At 66.4% G+C, this 18,411-nt stretch carries 18 protein-coding genes; 11 read left to right on the top strand and 7 right to left on the bottom strand.

What is annotated here, in order from left to right:
* Window position 1: 1 nt before the first annotated feature.
* Both rpsO and pnp read left to right on the top strand, forming a co-directional pair.
* Window positions 2-271 (top strand): 30S ribosomal protein S15, encoded by a 270-nt coding sequence (rpsO, locus tag DB459_RS09715; protein ID WP_253712643.1) that lies wholly within the window; start codon window positions 2-4, stop codon window positions 269-271.
* 314 nt (window positions 272-585) lie between these two features.
* Window positions 586-2,745: a polyribonucleotide nucleotidyltransferase gene (gene pnp, locus DB459_RS09710; RefSeq protein ID WP_253712642.1), complete on the top strand. Its 2,160-nt coding sequence runs from the start codon at window positions 586-588 to the stop codon at window positions 2,743-2,745.
* A 369-nt stretch (window positions 2,746-3,114) separates the two neighbouring features.
* Here pnp and fabI read toward each other — a convergent pair whose 3' ends face one another.
* From fabI to fabA, 3 genes are all read right to left on the bottom strand, one after another.
* Window positions 3,115-3,918 carry an enoyl-ACP reductase FabI gene (gene fabI, locus DB459_RS09705; RefSeq protein ID WP_253712641.1) on the bottom strand — a complete coding sequence of 268 codons (804 nt, stop codon included), beginning with the start codon at window positions 3,916-3,918 and terminating at the stop codon, window positions 3,115-3,117.
* A gap of 43 nt (window positions 3,919-3,961) precedes the next feature.
* Window positions 3,962-5,185 carry a beta-ketoacyl-ACP synthase I gene (gene fabB / locus DB459_RS09700; RefSeq protein ID WP_253712640.1) on the bottom strand — a complete coding sequence of 408 codons (1,224 nt, stop codon included), beginning with the start codon at window positions 5,183-5,185 and terminating at the stop codon, window positions 3,962-3,964.
* 75 nt (window positions 5,186-5,260) lie between these two features.
* Window positions 5,261-5,785 carry a 3-hydroxyacyl-[acyl-carrier-protein] dehydratase FabA gene (gene fabA, locus DB459_RS09695; RefSeq protein WP_253712639.1) on the bottom strand — a complete coding sequence of 175 codons (525 nt, stop codon included), beginning with the start codon at window positions 5,783-5,785 and terminating at the stop codon, window positions 5,261-5,263.
* A gap of 305 nt (window positions 5,786-6,090) precedes the next feature.
* Here fabA and irrA point away from each other — a divergent pair, with 305 nt between their 5' ends.
* Complete coding sequence (gene irrA, locus DB459_RS09690) at window positions 6,091-6,576, top strand: iron response transcriptional regulator IrrA (protein ID WP_305884156.1); 486 nt, start codon at window positions 6,091-6,093, stop codon at window positions 6,574-6,576.
* A 127-nt stretch (window positions 6,577-6,703) separates the two neighbouring features.
* Here the strand turns inward: irrA and DB459_RS09685 are convergent, their stop codons facing one another.
* Window positions 6,704-7,174 (bottom strand): SH3 domain-containing protein, encoded by a 471-nt coding sequence (locus DB459_RS09685; protein ID WP_253713502.1) that lies wholly within the window; start codon window positions 7,172-7,174, stop codon window positions 6,704-6,706.
* Between the two features lie 355 nt (window positions 7,175-7,529).
* Between DB459_RS09685 and DB459_RS09680 the strand changes: the two genes are divergently transcribed.
* Window positions 7,530-8,531 carry a D-glycerate dehydrogenase gene (locus DB459_RS09680; RefSeq protein ID WP_253712638.1) on the top strand — a complete coding sequence of 334 codons (1,002 nt, stop codon included), beginning with the start codon at window positions 7,530-7,532 and terminating at the stop codon, window positions 8,529-8,531.
* Between the two features lie 109 nt (window positions 8,532-8,640).
* Here the strand turns inward: DB459_RS09680 and DB459_RS09675 are convergent, their stop codons facing one another.
* The gene (locus DB459_RS09675) at window positions 8,641-9,441 is read right to left on the bottom strand and encodes a molybdopterin-synthase adenylyltransferase MoeB (RefSeq protein ID WP_253713501.1); all 801 of its coding nucleotides are present in this window, start codon (window positions 9,439-9,441) and stop codon (window positions 8,641-8,643) included.
* A gap of 126 nt (window positions 9,442-9,567) precedes the next feature.
* On the opposite strand from DB459_RS09675, the gene DB459_RS09670 reads away from it, so the two are divergent.
* On the top strand, window positions 9,568-10,959 hold the full coding sequence (locus DB459_RS09670) for a serine protease (RefSeq protein ID WP_253712637.1): 1,392 nt from the start codon (window positions 9,568-9,570) through the stop codon (window positions 10,957-10,959).
* Window positions 10,960-11,023: 64 nt separating this feature from the next.
* Here the strand turns inward: DB459_RS09670 and mutM are convergent, their stop codons facing one another.
* On the bottom strand, window positions 11,024-11,905 hold the full coding sequence (mutM, locus tag DB459_RS09665; RefSeq protein WP_253712636.1) for a bifunctional DNA-formamidopyrimidine glycosylase/DNA-(apurinic or apyrimidinic site) lyase: 882 nt from the start codon (window positions 11,903-11,905) through the stop codon (window positions 11,024-11,026).
* Between the two features lie 156 nt (window positions 11,906-12,061).
* Here mutM and ubiE point away from each other — a divergent pair, with 156 nt between their 5' ends.
* From ubiE to DB459_RS09640, 5 genes are all read left to right on the top strand, one after another.
* Complete coding sequence (gene ubiE / locus DB459_RS09660) at window positions 12,062-12,823, top strand: bifunctional demethylmenaquinone methyltransferase/2-methoxy-6-polyprenyl-1,4-benzoquinol methylase UbiE (protein ID WP_253712635.1); 762 nt, start codon at window positions 12,062-12,064, stop codon at window positions 12,821-12,823.
* Window positions 12,820-14,388, top strand: a complete 1,569-nt coding sequence (ubiB, locus tag DB459_RS09655) for a 2-polyprenylphenol 6-hydroxylase (RefSeq protein ID WP_253712634.1) — start codon at window positions 12,820-12,822, stop codon at window positions 14,386-14,388. Before ubiE ends, ubiB begins: the two co-directional genes overlap by 4 nt.
* Window positions 14,389-14,681: 293 nt before the next feature.
* A complete protein-coding gene (gene coaBC, locus DB459_RS09650) occupies window positions 14,682-16,106 on the top strand; it encodes a bifunctional phosphopantothenoylcysteine decarboxylase/phosphopantothenate--cysteine ligase CoaBC (protein ID WP_253712633.1) in 1,425 nt (474 codons plus the stop codon).
* A gap of 44 nt (window positions 16,107-16,150) precedes the next feature.
* Window positions 16,151-16,606, top strand: coding sequence for a dUTP diphosphatase (gene dut, locus DB459_RS09645; RefSeq protein ID WP_253712632.1), 456 nt, complete (start codon window positions 16,151-16,153; stop codon window positions 16,604-16,606).
* Window positions 16,603-16,815 carry a PDZ domain-containing protein gene (locus tag DB459_RS09640; RefSeq protein ID WP_253712631.1) on the top strand — a complete coding sequence of 71 codons (213 nt, stop codon included), beginning with the start codon at window positions 16,603-16,605 and terminating at the stop codon, window positions 16,813-16,815. Before dut ends, DB459_RS09640 begins: the two co-directional genes overlap by 4 nt.
* Before the next feature lie 27 nt (window positions 16,816-16,842).
* On the opposite strand, the gene ppk2 is transcribed toward DB459_RS09640, so the two are convergent.
* Window positions 16,843-17,820, bottom strand: coding sequence for a polyphosphate kinase 2 (ppk2, locus tag DB459_RS09635; protein ID WP_371926971.1), 978 nt, complete (start codon window positions 17,818-17,820; stop codon window positions 16,843-16,845).
* A 409-nt stretch (window positions 17,821-18,229) separates the two neighbouring features.
* On the opposite strand from ppk2, the gene DB459_RS09630 reads away from it, so the two are divergent.
* A complete protein-coding gene (locus tag DB459_RS09630) occupies window positions 18,230-18,388 on the top strand; it encodes a hypothetical protein (protein ID WP_253712629.1) in 159 nt (52 codons plus the stop codon).
* The last annotated feature ends 23 nt before the right edge of the window (window positions 18,389-18,411 follow it).

Genomic DNA, 18,411 nt, shown 5'->3' with positions numbered 1-18,411 from the left:
GATGTCGATTACTGCTGAACGCAAAGCAGAAGTCATCAAGAAGAATGCTACCAAGGCCGGCGATACGGGTTCGCCGGAGGTGCAGGTCGCGATCCTGTCGGAGCGCATCAGCAACCTGACCGAACATTTCAAGACCCACGTCAAGGACAACCACTCCCGCCGGGGTCTGCTCAAGCTCGTCTCCACCCGCCGCTCGCTTCTCGATTACGTGAAGAAGACGGACGAGGCGCGCTACAAGGCGCTGCTCGAGCGGCACAACATCCGCCGCTGATGGCAAGTCCCGCGCGCATGACCTGCGCGCGTTTCGTCGTGCGGTTCGCCATCGTGCCGCCGCTTGTTCGCCAAGGCACGAGAACCGCATGAACCGCCGGGCGGCAATACAGCCGCCGGCGGCGGGCGATCAGGCCCGTGACCCGCGAAGGACGAATTTCATCTTCAGGATGAAGGCCAGACACACGAAAGCTATGGCAGGATCGCCGGACGCTGGCGGCGCGCGACGTGCGCGCCCAGCGTCTCGCCGTCTTGCGCATGGTTTTTGTGTTTCTGGCGGTTCGCCCGACGCAGAAACCATGAAAGACATTACCGATGTTCACTACGCATTCCGTCGAAATCGACTGGGGTGGTCGTCCCCTCAAGCTTGAAACCGGCAAGATCGCGCGCCAGGCCGACGGCGCTGTGCTCGCCACTTACGGCGAGACCATCGTGCTCGCCACGGTGGTGTCGGCCAAGACCCCGAAAGAGGGCATCGACTTCCTGCCGCTGACCTGCAACTACCAGGAAAAGGCCTATGCAGCCGGCCGCATTCCCGGCGGCTATTTCAAGCGCGAGGGCCGACCGACCGAGCGCGAGACGCTGATTTCGCGACTGATCGACCGCCCGGTCCGCCCGCTGTTCGCCGACGGCTATCGCTGCGACACCCAGGTCATCGTCAACACGCTCTCCCACGATCTCGAGAACGATCCCGACATCGTCGCCATGGTGGCTGCCTCGGCTGCGCTGACGCTGTCCGGCGTGCCGTTCATGGGCCCGATCGGCGCCGCCCGCGTCGCCTTCATCGAGAATGAATTCGTCCTCAACCCGCAGCTCGACGAGATGCCGGAGAGCCAGCTCGACCTCGTCGTCGCCGGCACCGCCGACGCCGTGCTGATGGTCGAGTCCGAGGCCAAGGAGCTCCCCGAAGAGGTGATGCTCGGCGCCGTGATGTTCGGCCACAAGCACCTCCAGCCGGTGATCAATGCGATCATCGAGCTCGCCGAAAAGGCGGCCAAGGAACCGCGCGACATCGCCGTCATCGACAATACGGCGATCGAGAACGAGATGCTCGCCCTGATCGAACAGGAGCTGCGCACCGCCTATGCCATCCCGGTCAAGCAGGAGCGCTACAAGGCCGTCGACGAGGCGAAGAAGAAGGTGATGGCCCACTTCTTCCCCGAAGGCCAGGAGCCGAAATTCGACAAGCTGCGCATCGCTGGCGTGTTCAAGGAGCTCGAGGCCAAGATCGTCCGCTGGAACATTCTCGACACCGGCAAGCGCATTGACGGCCGCGACGTCAAGACGGTGCGCAACATTGTCGCCGAAGTCGGCGTTCTGCCGCGCGCCCACGGCTCCGCGCTGTTCACCCGCGGCGAAACCCAGGCGCTGGTGGTCACCACGCTCGGCACCGGCGAGGACGAGCAGTACATCGACGCGCTGCCCGGGACCTACAAGGAAACCTTCCTGCTGCACTACAATTTCCCGCCCTTCTCGGTGGGCGAGACCGGCCGCATCGGCTCGCCGGGCCGCCGCGAGATCGGCCACGGCAAGCTCGCCTGGCGCGCCATCCACCCGGTGCTGCCGCTGCACCACGAGTTCCCCTATACGGTGCGCGTGGTGTCCGAGATCACCGAGTCCAACGGCTCATCGTCGATGGCGACCGTTTGCGGCTCGTCGCTGGCGCTGATGGATGCCGGCGTGCCGCTGAAGCGGCCGACCGCCGGCATCGCCATGGGCCTGATCCTCGAAGGCAGCCGCTATGCGGTGCTGTCCGACATTCTCGGCGACGAGGATCATCTCGGCGACATGGACTTCAAGGTGGCCGGCACCGAAAAGGGCGTCACCTCGCTGCAAATGGACATCAAGATCGCCGGCATCACCGAGGAGATCATGAAGGTGGCGCTGGGCCAGGCCCGCGAGGGCCGCGTCCATATCCTCGGCGAGATGGCCAAGGCACTGAACGCCGCGCGCGCCGAGCTCGGCGAGCACGCGCCGCGCATCGAGGTGTTCCAGATCCCGACCGACAAGATCCGCGAAGTGATCGGCACCGGCGGCAAGGTCATCCGCGAGATCGTGGAGAAGACCGGCGCCAAGGTGAACATCGAGGACGACGGCACCGTGAAGGTTGCCTCGGCCAACGGCGAAGCGATTCGCGCCGCCATCAAGTGGATCAAGTCGATCGCCTCCGATCCGGAGGTCGGCCAGATCTATGACGGTACCGTCGTCAAGGTGATGGAGTTCGGCGCCTTCGTGAACTTCTTCGGCCCGAAGGACGGCCTCGTCCACATCAGCCAGCTGGCGCCGAACCGGGTGCAGAAGACCTCCGACGTTGTCAAGGAAGGCGACAAGGTCAAGGTCAAGCTGCTCGGCCTCGACGATCGCGGCAAGGTTCGGCTGTCGATGAAGGCGGTCGACCAGGCCACCGGCGAGGATCTCGAGCCGAAGCAGAAGGCCGAAGGCGGCAATCAGCCGCGCGAAGCCGCCGGCGAGTGAGCCTCGATCTCCAGCAGCAATGCAAAAAGGCGGCCTCGCGGCCGCCTTTTTTGTTGTCCGGACAGACCAGCCGGCGTTGCAGACAGGTTTACGCCGTCTGCGCGAGGCAGACTGCTACGGCCGGGCATGACGAAAGAAAGGGTGCGACGAATGCGGTGCTGACGGCGGTTTTCAGCCTCCGACGAAATCGGCGCGCCGGCTGCGGATCAAATGTCTGAATGCGATAGGCTTCAAGCGGACGAACCAGTTCGCCGTGGCGGTGGCGAAGGGCAGAGCGTCCGCCCGCGACTTCGCTTCTGCGAACAGTTCCGACACCCTGAATGCCTCCGGCATCAGGAGAACAAGCCGGCCGATGCGACTGGTAGCGGCCTACTCCGCCTCGCCCTTGAGCGCCTCGATCCGTGGCATCAGGATGGTGTTGTAGCCGGCGTCGACATAATGGATCTCGCCGGTGACACCGCCGGACAGATCCGACAGCAGATAGAGCGCCGAGCCGCCGAGTTCGTCCAGCGTCACCGTGCGCCCGAGCGGCGAGTGCTTCTCCTGGAAAGCGAACATCGCCCGGGAATCGCCGATGCCGGCGCCCGCCAGCGTGCGCACCGGGCCGGCCGAGATCGCATTGATGCGGATATTCTGCGAGCCGTAATCGGACGCGAGATAGCGCACCGAGGCTTCGAGCGCCGCCTTGGCGAGACCCATGACGTTATAGTTCGGCATCGCCCGCATCGAGGCGCCGTAGGTCAGGGTGATCATCGCTCCGCCGTCCGGCATCATCTCGGCGGCGCGCTTGGCGACTTCAGTGAAGGAGAAGCAGGAGATCACCATGGTGCGCGAAAAGTTGGCGCGCGTGGTGTCGGCGTAACGGCCCTTGAGCTCGTTCTTGTCGGAGAAGCCGATGGCATGCACCAGGAAATCGAGCTTGCCCCATTTCGCCTTGAGGTCGGCAAAGACCGCATCGACGCTGGCGATATCCTCGACGTCGCAGGGCAGCACCAGGTCGCTGCCGAGCGATTGCGCCAGCGGCTTGACGCGGCGGGCCAGCGCATCGCCCTGATAGGTGAAGGCGAGTTCGGCACCCTGGGCGGCCAGGGTCCGGGCCATGCCCCAGGCGATAGAGTGATCATTGGCGACGCCCATGATCAGTCCGCGCTTGCCTTGCATCAGCGACGCCATGGCGCCTTCCTTTCGTTCGTGTACGGCCTCAGACGCGACGCGATCAGGCGTCGAGACGCTTGAACACCAGCGTGGCGTTGGTGCCGCCGAAGCCGAAGGAGTTCGACAGCACAGTGCCGAGCTTGGCGTTGTCGACGCGCTTGCGGACGATCGGCATGTCGGCGAATGCCGGATCGAGCTCCTGGATATTGGCGCTTTCGCAGATGAATCCGTTGTTCATCATCAGCAGCGAATAGATCGCCTCCTGCGCGCCGGTGGCGCCCAGGGAGTGGCCGGTCAGCGACTTCGTGGCCGAGATCGGCGGGCATTTCTCGCCGGCGCCGAAGACGTTGCGAATGGCGTTGATCTCGGGCCCATCGCCGGCCGGTGTCGAGGTGGCATGTGGATTGATGTAGTCGATCGGGGTCTTGACCGTCGACAGCGCCATCCGCATGCAGCGCTCGGCGCCCTCGCCCGAGGGCGCGACCATATCATAGCCGTCGGAGGTGGCGCCGTAGCCGACGATCTCGCCGTAGATCTTGGCGCCGCGCGCCTTGGCGACTTCGTACTCTTCCAGCACCACCACGCCGGCGCCACCGGCGATCACGAAGCCGTCGCGATTGACGTCATAGGCCCGCGACGCCAGCGTCGGGGTATCGTTGTACTTGGAGCTCATCGCGCCCATGGCGTCGAACAGCACCGACAGGGTCCAGTCCAGCTCCTCGCTGCCGCCGGCGAAGATGCGGTCCTGCTTGCCGATCTGGATCGTCTCGTAGGCGTTGCCGATGCAATGGTTGGACGTCGCGCAGGCCGACGAGATCGAATAATTCACGCCCTTGATCTTGAACCAGGTCGCGAGCGTCGCCGAGGCGGTCGACGACATCGCCTTGGGCACCGCGAACGGGCCGACCCGCTTCGGCCCCTTGGTGCGGGTGATGTCGGCGGCTTCGACCACGGTGCGGGTCGACGGGCCGCCGGAGCCCATGATGATTCCGGTGCGGATGTTGGAGACTTCGCCGGGCTCGAGCCCTCCGTCACGAATTGCCTGCTCCATGGCGACGTGGTTCCACGCCGCGCCCTCACCGAGGAAGCGCATCGCGCGGCGGTCGACCACTTCGGCCGGATTTAATGTCGGCGCGCCGTGCACCCGGCAGCGAAAACCGAGCTCGGCATATTTCTCGGCGCGCGAGATCCCCGACCGCGCCTCGTGCAGACTCGAAAGCACTTCCTGAGTGTTGTTTCCGATGGACGAGACAATTCCCATCCCCGTCACCACAACCCGCCTCATAATGCTCCCTCACTTAGTTCAAGATCACTCGCCGCAACGCCGCGGCGCATCGCCGTATCGCCCCGCACGACGGCGTCAGGCCGGCATGGCCGCGCCCTGCTGAAACAGGCCGACCTTGAGGTCCTTGGCGCGATAAATAATCTCGCCATCGGCCGAAAGCCACCCGTCAGCGATACCGAGCACGAGACGCGAGCGCATCACGCGCTTCATATCGATGTGGTAGTGCACCTTCTTGACGTTCGGCAGAACCTGACCGGAAAATTTCAGCTCGCCGATACCGAGCGCCCGCCCGCGTCCGGCGGCGCCGAGCCAACCGAGATAGAAGCCCACCATCTGCCAGAGGGCATCGAGGCCGAGACAGCCGGGCATCACCGGATCGCCCTTGAAGTGGCAACCGAAGAACCACAGGTCCGGCTTGACCTCGAGTTCGGCGCGGATCACGCCCCTGCCATATTCGCCGCCGTTGTCCGAAATCTCGGTGATCCGATCGAACATCAGCATCGGCGGTAGCGGAAGCTGGGCGTTGCCTGGCCCGAAGATCTCTCCACGACCGCAGGCGAGCAGGTCCTCGTAGTCGTAACTGCTTCGCTGCTCGTGCATGCTTGATCAACTCCGGGTGGGTCGGCCGAGGGGGAGGGTCTGGGCCGGGGATTGGCCCTTAACCCGGCAGATCGCCCCTATCCGGCGGATTTTGCTTACCTAACGCCGCCTGCAGGTGCCGACGGTTGGGCGCTCTCTAACATAGTGGCCGAAGGCGTCAAACGCTGGCACCGGCCATCCACGATTACGCGCGGCTTCATGATCCGAAACCCGGCGTAGTTGCGAAATACTTGCATGTGCAAGGCCGCTTCCTTATAGTTTCAACAGAATTTCCGGTTCAGGAGTGGGCGTCGCCCGTTGCGAGAATGAGCGAACTGAACATCGAGGAACGATCCGACAAGGCGGCCCGGCGTGGCCAGAAGCAGCAGGCCGCGCTGACCGGCTGTCCCTGGCACGACGTCAACGAGATGCTGCAGTCCGTAGGCCTGCGCCCGACACGCCAGCGCATGGCGCTGGGATGGCTGCTGTTCGGCAGGGGGGACCGCCACCTGACAGCGGAAATGCTCTACGAGGAGGCGATCCAGGCCAAGGTGCCGGTGTCGCTGGCGACGGTCTACAACACGCTGAACCAGCTTACCGAAGCCGGCCTGCTGCGGCAGGTGAGCGTCGACGGAACCAAGACCTACTTCGACACCAACATCAGCGACCACCACCATTTCTATCTCGAGGGCAACCACGAGCTGGTGGATATTCCCGATCCGCACCTGGTGCTGCAGAAGGTCCCGGAAGTGCCGGAAGGCTATGAGATCGCCCGCATCGACATGGTGGTGCGGTTGCGCAAGGTGCGCTGAATCGCCGCAGTTTTTCCTGCTGAATCAGGTTCCGACCACATCGAAACCCTGCCGGATGAGGCCTTTCCGGCGGTGGGCCGAAGTGCCGGCCTGCCGACGCCGACCGCGTGAGGAGGCCGGCCCGCGGTCAGTCGACCTTCTCGTCGGCGTAGACACCCCACAGCCGCTGCTGCTCGATCCAGCCGTCGAAGCCGCTTCCCGTGATCCGGCACCAGCCGCCAGCGCATTTCTTCACGTTGGCAACCACGCCGGCCTGCAGGCGCGCAGCCACGGCACTGGCCGAATCCGGGCTGTCGCGCAGCGGCGCCAGGTCGTCTTTCGATTTCAGCGTCACCACGGCGGTGCGGCGGCCTGACAGCAGCGAATGGTAAACCCAGCCCTCTGCCCCCTCGGAATCGCGCACCCGCCGCCAATTCTCATATTCGGCGGTCACTTCCACCGGCAGGCCCGCCTTGGTGTAAACCCAGCTGACATCATTGTCCTTGGTCGGACCGCCGCGGACATTCACGTGATCGGACTTGAGGCTGACATAGCGCGGAATGGGCAGACCGCTGACCGATCCCGCCGGACCGGCGACCGTCACCGCCGTCGTTACCATGCAGAAAAGTGCCGAAAGCAGCCACAGTCCCCGTATACGCCTGAACGCCATCGCCTCGTCCCTTGCCGAGATCTTCACTTCCCCGGCCACACGCCCCGCGGCAGCGAGGCCCCCACAACCATCATGCACCGCACCCACCGCACGCCCGGGACATCCTGGGTTCTTGTCTTGGGCCGGCCTTCTGCTAGAGAGGACCGGACTTTGAGGATCAGAAGCCGGCCAGAACTCACTGGCGGCGCGGGAAGCGGCAGTTTCGGACAGCCCGGTTAATGAGCCCTGAATCGGGCCGTGGACTTCGCGAAAACGCCGAGACTGGCGTGCGATTTGATCCGGAGAGGAACGCGGGAAACAGACGATGACTGTCCGAAAGAAGCCTTTGGTTGTGGTCACCCGCAAGCTGCCGGACAGCATCGAAACGCGCATGCGCGAATTGTTCGATGCCCGCCTCAATCTCGAGGACCAGCCACTGTCGCAGGAGCAGCTCGTCGATGCGGTCCGCACCGCCGACATCCTGGTGCCGACCGTCACCGACGAGTTGACCGAAGCGGTCCTCAACCAGCCTGACCGCAAGCTGCGGCTGATCGCCAATTTCGGCAATGGCGTCGACAATATCGACGTCACCGCCGCGCACGAGCTCGGCATCACCGTAACCAACACCCCGAAGGTGCTGACCGAGGACACCGCCGACATGACCATGGCGCTGATTCTCGCGGTGCCGCGCCGGCTGGCCGAGGGCGCCCGTTTCATCACCGAAGGCAAGGACTGGGCGGGCTGGTCGCCGACCTGGATGCTCGGCCATCGCATCGGCGGCAAACGCCTCGGCATCGTCGGCATGGGTCGGATCGGCCAGGCGGTGGCGCGCCGGGCCCGTGCCTTCGGCCTGCAGATCCACTACCACAACCGCCGGCCGGTCGCGCCGAAGATCGAGGAAGAGCTCGGCGCCACGTATTGGGAGAGCCTCGATCAGATGCTGGCGCGCATGGACATCATCTCGGTGAACTGTCCGCACACGCCGGCGACCTTCCATCTCCTGTCGGCGCGCCGCCTCAAGCTGATCCGCAAGGACGCCTATGTCGTCAACACCGCGCGCGGCGAGGTCATCGACGAAGAAACCCTGACCAAGCTGATCGAGGCCGGCGAAATTGCCGGTGCCGGGCTCGACGTGTTCGAGCACGAGCCGGCGGTCAGCCCCAAGCTGGTGCGCCTCGCCCGCAGCGGCAAGGCGGTGCTGCTGCCCCACATGGGTTCGGCCACCATCGAGGGCCGCGTCGAAATGGGCGAGAAGGTCATCATCAACATCCGCACCTTCCTCGACGGTCACAAGCCGCCGGACCGCGTGCTGCCGGGGATGCTGTAGGCGCGGCGCCGCTTCAGGGCAGTGCCGGCGCGCTAGTGTCCCGTCTCCGAATTACCGCTTCGTTTGCCTCTCGCTCGCACGGTAATTCGGAGACATAAGGGACACTAGCTCAGCGATGAATGCTCAGGTCGATGATGGTCGGGTGATCGCCATTGAGCGGATTGGCCGGATCGCGGCCATAGCGCAGCGTCTCGAAGCGCATCGCCCGGGCGTCGATCATCACCAGCCGACCGACCAGCCCCTCACCGAAGCCGACGATCTCGCGCAGCACTTCGAGGGCGACCATCGATCCGAGCACGCCGGCGAGCGCGCCGAGAATGCCGACCTCCTCGCAACTCGGCACCGTGCCCGGCGGCGGCGGATCCGGAAACAGGCAGCGATAGGTCGGGTTGGGTCGCCCTGCCGCATCGGTTTCGTGGGCGCGAATGGTCGTCAGCGAGCCGTCGAACATGCCGAGCGCGGCGCTGACCAGCGGCTTCTTCGCGAGATAGCACGCATCCGAGACGAGATAGCGGGTGGCGAAATTGTCCGAGCCGTCGGCGACGATGTCGTAACCGCCGATCAGGTCGAGGGCATTGGCTGCGGTGATCCGCACCGGATGGGTCTCGACGCCGACATGGGGATTGAGCGCGGCGATCCGCGCCGCGGCGCTGTCCACTTTCGGCCGGCCGACGTCGGGGGTGGCATGGATAATCTGCCGCTGGAGGTTGGACAGCGAGACGGCATCGTCGTCGACCACCCCGAGCGTGCCGACGCCGGCGGCGGCAAGATACATCAGCACCGGCGCGCCGAGACCGCCGGCGCCGACCACCAGCACCCGCGCCCGCTTCAAAGCCGCCTGCCCCGGCCCGCCAACCTCGCGCAGCACGATATGCCGCGCATAACGTTCGAGTTCGTCCGCGCCCAGCACCGTCATCATTGTCGCATCAGGCCTTCCGCTCGCGCCGCCGTGAACCGCTGGCGAACTGTTATCGACCAAGCAGATATGGTAGTTGCAGGCGCCGCACCAGCTGGAACAAAGCGCGAAGGACAGGTCATGAGGAGGATCGCCGCAGCGCTGATCGCCAGCCTTGCCGCCACCGCGGCGTTCGCGCAATCCGCCACGCCCAGATCCACCGCGCCGAAGCCGGTGCCCACGGTTGCGGTGCGCCCCGACGGCACCGTCGTGGCGAGGCCGGAGACTCCGGCGACACCCAATCCCGCGGCGGCGCAAGCCAATGCCGAGCGCACCGCCCTGCAGTCCGATCTCGCCTGGGTCGGGGCCTATAACGGCCTGATCAATGGCGAGGCGAGCGACCGCCTCACCGCCGCGGTCAAGGCCTTCCAGAAGGACAATGGCGGCACCCCGACCGGCACCCTGACGGCACCGGAACGCAGCGCCCTCGCCGCAGCGGCCAAGGCGCTGCAGGCCAATGCCGGCTGGAAGATCGTGCTCGACCCGATCAACGGCATCAAGCTCGGACTACCGACCAAGTTCGCGCCGGTGCAGGGCAATGCCGCGACCGGCTCGAAATGGAGCTCCGCCCAGGGCCAGATCCAGATCGAGACCTGGCGCCTCAATGATACCGGACTGACCATCGCTGCGGTCGCCGGCAAGGAGAAGAAGCAGCCGGCCGGCCGCAAGGTCGAATACAGCGTGGTCAAGCCCGACTTCTTCGTGCTGTCCGGCCTGCAGGGTCTCAAACGCTTCTATGTGAAGGGCCAGATCAAGGGGGCCGAGGTGCGCGGCTTCACCGTGCTCTACGATCAGGCCACCGAAGGCACCATGGCGCCGGTCGTGGTGGCGATGGCGAGCGCTTTTGTGCCGTTCGACGGCGGCACGGCATCGCCGGCGCCGCCGCCGCCGCGCAAGAAGGTGGAATATGCCAGCGGCGTGGTGGTCAGCCGCGACGGCCTGATCGCCACCGATGGCTATGCAGTCGCGGGCTGCGAGATCGTCGTGGTCGCCGGCCTCGGCAATGCCGAACGGCTGCGCGAGGACAAGTCCGCGAAGTCCAGCGATATTGCGCTGCTACGGCTCTATGGCGCTCCGCCGTTGACGCCGGCGACGCTCGCGCCCGAAGCGCCAAAAGGCGACGTCACCATCACCGGCATCGCCGAACCGGAGAGTCAGGCCGGCGGCCATGCGACCAGCACGGTGAGCGCCAAGCTCGCCGCCGCGGGCAACGAGGTGCGACTCGATCCGGCACCAGGCCTCGGTTTCGACGGCGCCGCCGTGAGCGATGCCGATGGGCACCTCATCGGACTGGCAAAACTTCGCCTCGATGTGGTGGCGGGCCCCGCTCCTGCCGCGATTAAAGCATCGCTGATCGGTGCCGAGGCGCTGCGCGCGCGTCTTGCCGCCGCCGACATCAGACTGGCGTCGCCCGCGGCCGGACGCAGCGATCCGAAGGCTTCGGTGGTGCGGCTGATCTGCGTGCGGAAGTAATCCGCCACGCAGGCTCGAGGGCCGAGCGCCGCAAGCATGCGCGCTCCATTGGTGCTCTTTGTTTCTACTTCTGGCAGCTCGGGCACCAGAAGGTCGAACGGCCATTCTGGGTGAAGCGCTTGACGATACCGCCGCAGCCGGACGTGCGGCATTTCTCGCCCTCGCGATCATAGACCCGAAAGCGATGCTGGAAATAACCGAGCTCGCCCGAAGTCTGGCGATGATCGCGCAGTGATGAGCCGCCGGCTTCGATCGCCTCGGCCAGCACCCCATGGATCGCCTCGACCAGACGCCCGGCATGGGGCGTCGGCCCGCCCTTGCGATCGGCCAGGGTGGATGCCCGCCGTTTCGGCGACAGATGGGCGCGATAGAGCGCCTCGCAGACATAGATGTTGCCGAGCCCTGCAACGACGCGCTGATCGAGCAGCGCCGCCTTCAGGCTGGTCGCCTTGCCGGCGCAGGCCGAGGCCAGGCATTGCGCGTCAAAGGCGTTGCCGAGCGGCTCGGGGCCGAGATGGCGCAACTGTGGTTCATCGGCGAGCTCGGCCCGCGGCACCACTTTCATCGAGCCGAAGCGGCGCGGATCATTGAACGAGACCACCGCGCCGGACGCCATGTGGAACACGACATGATCGTGGGTGCGACTCTCGCCGCGGGGATGATGGAAGACGCCCGGCATACCCGCGGCGGGGTCGCTTTCCACCCGGAAAGAACCCGACATGCCGAGATGCATCAGCAGCACGTCGCCGGAGCCGAGATCGGCCAGCAGGTATTTGGCCCTTCGGCCGAGGCCGCGCACGATCTGACCTTCGATCCGGGCGACGAAGTCCTTCTGCAGCGGGAAGCGCAGATCGCCGCGCCGCGCCTCGACCCGGGCAATGCGCTGCCCCTCCATCACCGGCTGCAGGCCGCGGCGGACGGTTTCGACCTCGGGCAGTTCAGGCATGGGATTCCAGGTGGCGGCGGACGACCGGCGGAGCTGGTGCGGTGGATGCCAAAATCCATGCTACAGCCACACCGGACGGGGTGATCGTTAACGATCATGACTTGTAGCGCGCCCCGGGGCGGCGCGCTATGTTCCGCCGCGAAAACAGGACCCCCGATGGATCAGCAGGACGCAACCACCCATTTCGGCTACCGCGACGTGCCGCTCGGCGACAAGCAGACGCTGGTCAACGACGTGTTCCACAGCGTCGCCTCGCGCTATGACCTGATGAACGACCTGATGTCGGGCGGGCTGCACCGGCTGTGGAAGGACGCCACGGTCACGGCGCTCGACCCGCCGCGCAGCGATGCGCCTTTCGCCCTGCTCGACGTCGCCGGCGGCACCGGCGACATCTCGTTTCGAGCCGCGCGCACCGCCGGTGCCGGCTTTCATGCCACCGTCTGCGACATCAACGGCGACATGCTGGAGGTGGGGCGTAACCGCGCGCTCGCCCTCGGCCTCGACGACCGCGTCGACTTCATCGAAGGCAATGCCGAAGACCTGCCGTTCGCCGACCGCAAATTCGACGCCTATACGATCGCCTTCGGCATCCGCAACGTGCCGCGCGTCGACCAGGCGCTCAAGGAGGCCTATCGCGTGCTGCGACCGGGCTCGCGCTTCCTCTGCCTGGAATTCTCGTCCGTCGACATGCCCGGCCTCGATCGCATCTACGACTTCTATTCCTTCAAGGTGATTCCGACGCTTGGCCGCACCGTCACCGGCGACGCCGAGTCGTATCGCTATCTCGTCGAATCGATTCGCCGCTTTCCCAAGCCCGCCGCCTTCGCCGAAATGATCGCCGCGGCCGGCTTCTCGCGCGTCAGCCATCGCGCCATGTCGGGCGGTATCGTCGCGCTGCATTCGGGCTGGCGTTTGTGATCTCCTCGATACCCCATGTCTTGCGGCTGACCCGCGCCGCCTTCGTGGTCGCACGCGAGGGCACCTTTGCCGTGGTCGACCCCAAGCCGCTGCCGGCGCCGTTGCGGCTGCTGCTTCGGCTTGCGCGCATCATCGAACGGAGGGACGCCAGGTCCGGCCCGCGGCTCGCCCGCGCCCTCACCCGGCTCGGCCCGACTTACGTCAAGCTCGGCCAGGTGCTGGCGACGCGACCCGACGTCGTCGGCGTCGCCATGGCGCGCGACCTCGAGCGCCTGCAGGACCGGCTGCCGCCCTTCTCGCAGAAAGAAGCCGAGGCCGTGGTGACGGCGTCGCTCGAACGGCCGCTGGCGCAGGCATTCCTGCACTTCGGGCCGGCGGTGGCCGCCGCCTCGATCGCCCAGGTGCACCGCGCCGAGGTGCTGCGTGACGGCCTGCCCCAGGAGGTCGCGGTCAAGGTCCTGCGGCCACACATCGCCGAACGCTTTCGGCGCGATCTCAGTGCGCTGATGTTCGCCGCCCGTACCGCCGAATCGCTGTCGGCGGAGGCGCGACGGCTGCGCAGCATCGAAATCGTCGAGACGCTGTCGCGCTCGGTCGCCATGGAAATGGACCTGCGGCTCGAGGCCGCCGCGCTGTCGGAGATGGCGGAGAACACCCGCGACGACGCCGACTTCCGTGTGCCCCACGTCGACTGGGACCGCACCAGCCATCATGTCCTCACCATGGAATGGATCGAGGGCATTCCGCTCAGCGACCGAGCACGACTCGAAGTCGCCGGCGTCGATCTGCCCGATCTCGGCCGCAAGATCATCCAGAGCTTCCTGCAGCAGGCGCTGCGCGACGGCCTGTTTCACGCCGACATGCACCCCGGCAACCTGTTCGTCGACGCCAGCGGGCGGCTGGTGGCGGTCGACTTCGGCATCATGGGCCGGCTCGGCCTGAAGGAACGGCGCTTTCTCGCCGAAATCCTGCTCGGCTTCATCACGCGGGATTATCGCCGCGTCGCCGAAGTGCATTTCGAGGCCGGCTACGTGCCGGCGCACCACTCGATCGAGAATTTCGCCCAGGCAATCCGTGCCATCGGCGAGCCGATCCACAATCGCCGCGCCGACGAGATCTCCATGGCGCGCCTGCTGACGCTGCTCCTCGAGGTAACCGCTCTGTTCGACATGCGGACGCGGCCCGAATTGATCCTGCTGCAGAAGACCATGGTGGTGGTCGAAGGCGTCGCCCGCAGTTACGACCCGCGGCTCGACATGTGGAAGACCGCCGAACCGGTGGTGCGGGCCTGGATCGAGCGCAATCTCGGCCCGGTGGGACGGATCGAGGGCGCGGTGGCCGGCGCCGGTCAGCTCGGCCGGGTGGCCGCGGGGCTGCCGGCGATCGCCGCGCGGACGGTGTCGACGCTGGAACAGCTCGATGCCATCACCCGCAACGGCCTGGTTCTGGCACCCGAAACGGTTCAGGCGATCGGCCGGGCCGAAGCCCGGCAGAACCGCTGGCAGACCTTGGCCCTGTGGGTCATCGCCGTCGCCTTCCTGGCCATCCTCTGGAAGCTGAGCTGATGTGCTAGCAATGCAATCATGGCATTGATTGCATTGCTGTCATTACGCTATCCTCCGGCACCTTTCAGCTCTGCCCCCCGCTTCAAGCGGGAGCCCCAGTATTCCGAGAGGCCGGGCGGCGACAACGGAATGACAAAGATGCCGGTGGCGCCACTCCTCACTCCGTCGTCATGCCCGGCCTTGGGCCGGGCATCCACGACTTTGGAGCCTCTCGACCTGAAAAACGTGGATGGCCGGGACAAGCCCGGCCATGACGAGAAACCGCTTCTCGCATTAACGAGAGAAGACGCTCCATGGCCAGCCTGACCATCCGCAAGCTCGACGAGGCCATCAAGGCCGAGCTGCGCCTGCGGGCCGCGCGCAACGGCCGCTCGGTCGAGGACGAGGTCCGGATGATCCTGCGCGCCGCCGCGGCCGAGGCGGATGCCGGCGCCCCCCCTGCGGCGGCACCGGCCGCCGATCAGGCGCCCTCGCCGACGGCGGGGAGCGGCCGCGGACGGATCACGCTGATCATCGGCGGCGGCATCGCCGCCTACAAATCCCTTGATCTGATCCGGCGCCTGAAGGAGCGCGGCCTTCAAGTCCGCTGCGTGCTGACCCGCGCCGCGCAGCAATTCATCACGCCGCTGAGCGTCAGCGCCATCGCCCACGAGCCCTGCTACACTGACCTGTTCGATCCCCGCAGCGAGTTCGACGTCGGCCACATTCGCCTGGCCCGCGACTGCGAGCTCATCGTGGTGGCTCCGGCCACCGCCGACCTGATGGCCAAGATCGCCAATGGCCACGCCGACGATCTCGCCAGCGCCATCCTGCTCGCTGCCAATCGCCCGATCCTGCTGGCGCCGGCGATGAATCCGCAGATGTGGAACAATCCTGCGACGCGGCGCAACGCCGCACAGTTGCAGCGCGACGGCATCCGCCTGATCGGTCCCATGAGCGGGGAGATGGCCGAGGCCGGTGAAGCCGGGGTCGGGCGCATGGCCGAACCGCTGCAGATCGCCGCGGCTGCACTTCTGCTGCTGCGCCCCGCCGTGCCGATGCCGCTCGCCGGACGGCATGTGCTGGTGACGGCGGGGCCGACCCACGAACCGATCGATCCGGTGCGCTATATCGCCAACCGCTCGTCAGGCAAGCAGGGTTTCGCCATCGCCGCGGCGGCGGCGGCAGCCGGCGCACGCGTCACGCTAGTGTCGGGCCCGGTCGGCCTGCCCGATCCGGCCGGCGTCACGGTGCAGCGGGTGGAGACTGCGCGCGACATGCTGGCGGCGGTGGAAGGCACCCTGCCGGCCGATGTCGCGATCTTCGCCGCCGCGGTCGCCGACTGGCGCGTCGCCAATGCCGGCGAGCAGAAGATCAAGAAGACGAAGGGCGGACTGCCGGCGCTGAGCTTCGCCGAAAATCCCGACATCCTCGCCACCATCGCCCACCGCAACAATGGACGCCCGGGACTGGTCATCGGCTTTGCCGCCGAGACCGAACACCTGATCGATCACGCCCGCGCCAAGCTCGCGCGCAAGGGCTGCGACTGGCTGGTGGCCAACGACGTCTCGCCGCAGACCGGCATCATGGGCGGCGACCGCAACACCATTCACCTGTTGAAACACGAGGGCGCCGATCCCGCCGCCTGGCCGATCGAATCCTGGCCTGCCATGTCCAAGGAGGAGGTCGCCTCCCAGCTCGTCGCGCGGATTGCCGCAGCTCTCGCCCCCAGCAACTGACGGCGGCCACCGCCATTCGAAGACCGTTACCGGAGATTGATCCCATGCGCCCCGTCACCGTCGAAATCCTACAGCTTCCCCACGGCCGCGACCTGCCTCTGCCCGCCTACCAGACCGCTCACGCGGCCGGCCTCGATCTGCTTGCGGCCGTCGCCGACGACGCGCCGGTGACGCTCGCCCCCGGTGCGCGCCTGCTGGTGCCCACCGGCCTCGCGATCGCGCTGCCGCCGGGATTCGAAGCGCAGATCCGGCCGCGCTCCGGCCTTGCCGCCAAGCACGGCATCACGGTGCTCAACGCACCCGGCACCATCGATGCGGATTATCGCGGCGAGGTCGCCGTGCTGCTGATCAACCACGGCGACGCTCCCTTCACCATCCGTCGCGGCGAACGCATCGCGCAGATGGTGATCGCCGAGGCGGCTCGGGCGCAACTGACCGCGGTGATCACGCTTTCGGAAACCGCGCGCGGCAGCGGCGGTTTCGGCTCGACCGGCGTGTGATCTCCGGCGCCGGCGCCCCGAAAAGGCTGAGGCGCCGCGGCGACATCCTGCTCAGCCTCGACGGCGTCGCCATCGGCGGCAGCGACGACCTGGCGCGGCTGCTCAACCGCGACCGCATCGGCCGACGTCTGCCCGCGACCGTGCTGCGCAAGGGCGAAGTGCTGCAGCTTAAGGTGACGGCGGCGGATGCCGGCGAGCGACGCAGCTGACTTACCTGGCAGGCTCCGGCGGCGGGCTTATGGGCTCGAGCGCTTCATCTGCGGGCGGGTCAGCCTGCCGAGGAGATGCTCGGACCGGCCGATCACATGGGAGGTCGAGCCGACGATCAGCGGATCGGCATGGCCGACCAGGTGCTCGTCCTTGTTGGGATAATCCAGCGTCGAGAGGAAGTGGCGCATGCAGTTGAGGCGGGCGCGCTTCTTGTCGTCGGATTTGACGATGACCCAGGGACAGTCGGCGGTGTCGGTGTAGAAGAACATCGCCTCCTTGGCCTCGGTGTAATCGTCCCACTTGTCGATCGAGGCGCGGTCGATAGGGGAGAGCTTCCACTGCTTGAGCGGGTCGGTCTCGCGCGCCTTGAAGCGACGAACCTGTTCCTTCTGCGTCACCGAGAACCAGTATTTGTAGATGCGGATACCCGAGCGCACCAGCATGGTTTCGACCTGCGGGCACTGGCGCATGAATTCGAGATACTCGCCGGCGGTGCAGAAGCCCATCACGCGTTCGACCCCGGCGCGGTTGTACCAGGACCGGTCGAACAGCACGATCTCGCCCGCCGAAGGCAGATGCTCCGCATACCGCTGGAAATACCACTGCGAGCGTTCGCGCTCGCTCGGCTTCTCCAGCGCGACGATGCCGGCACCGCGCGGATTGAGATGCTCCATGAAGCGTTTGATGGTGCCACCCTTGCCGGCGGCGTCGCGCCCCTCGAACAGGATCACGACCTTCTCGCCGCTCTGCTTGATCCAGCTCTGGGCCTTGAGCAGCTCCACCTGCAGCCGTGCCATCTGCTCCAGATAGATCTTGTTCGGAACCCGCGACTGATACGGATATTCGCCACTCTCGAAGGCATGACGGATTGCCTCCGGGTCGTGACGCAGCTGCGCGGGCGCCAGCGCGCTGCGTCCCCTGGCTCGCTTCGGCGCCGGTGCGCCGAGCGCCGCGGCGCTCCTGGCGATCAGCCCCGCGCCATCGCTGGCGCGGACGGCCTGCATCTTCGATGCCGACGACGGCTCTGTGCGCAGCGAGGTGTCGATCGCGATGGTGCTGGCGTCAGCCATGATCCTGTTGCTCCTTTGCGTCGGGCCACGTCAGTATGGCTCCGCCGTTAGCGATTGCGCCTCTGCGGGCACGCGCTGCGTGCCGGCGATCGTGTTTGCGGGACCATGACGCGATTGGCCTTAGCGCCGATCAAATCGCTGCGGGCAATCGATCGATGCGGTTAAGGCCGGGTTGACGCGGCGCGTCTCTGCGTCAGGCGAAATGACCTCGTCCAATGAACCGACGGTGGATGCCCGGGCCGGGCGATGAACCGGGCGGCGGCCCTCGGCGACGAAAGAAGGCGAGGCATGATCGCGTGGGGCGAACCCATGCCTGTCGGCCGGGCTGCACATGAGGGCCATCATGGAACGGAGAAAGTGGCGGGCGGCGGCGCTCGCGATCATCGTCGGCTCCACCGCCCAGGCCGCCTCGGCGCAGGACACCAGGATCGGCGTGATCGCCAACGCCGCACTGCGCGTCGCGCCCTACACCACGCCCTATACGATCGTGCCGCACGAGTAGACCGCGGCGGCAATCCCGTTCCG

The sequence above is a fragment of the Bradyrhizobium sp. WD16 genome, from assembly GCF_024181725.1.
Taxonomy (GTDB): domain Bacteria; phylum Pseudomonadota; class Alphaproteobacteria; order Rhizobiales; family Xanthobacteraceae; genus Bradyrhizobium_A.
This window is presented reverse-complemented; position numbering and strand designations above follow the sequence as displayed.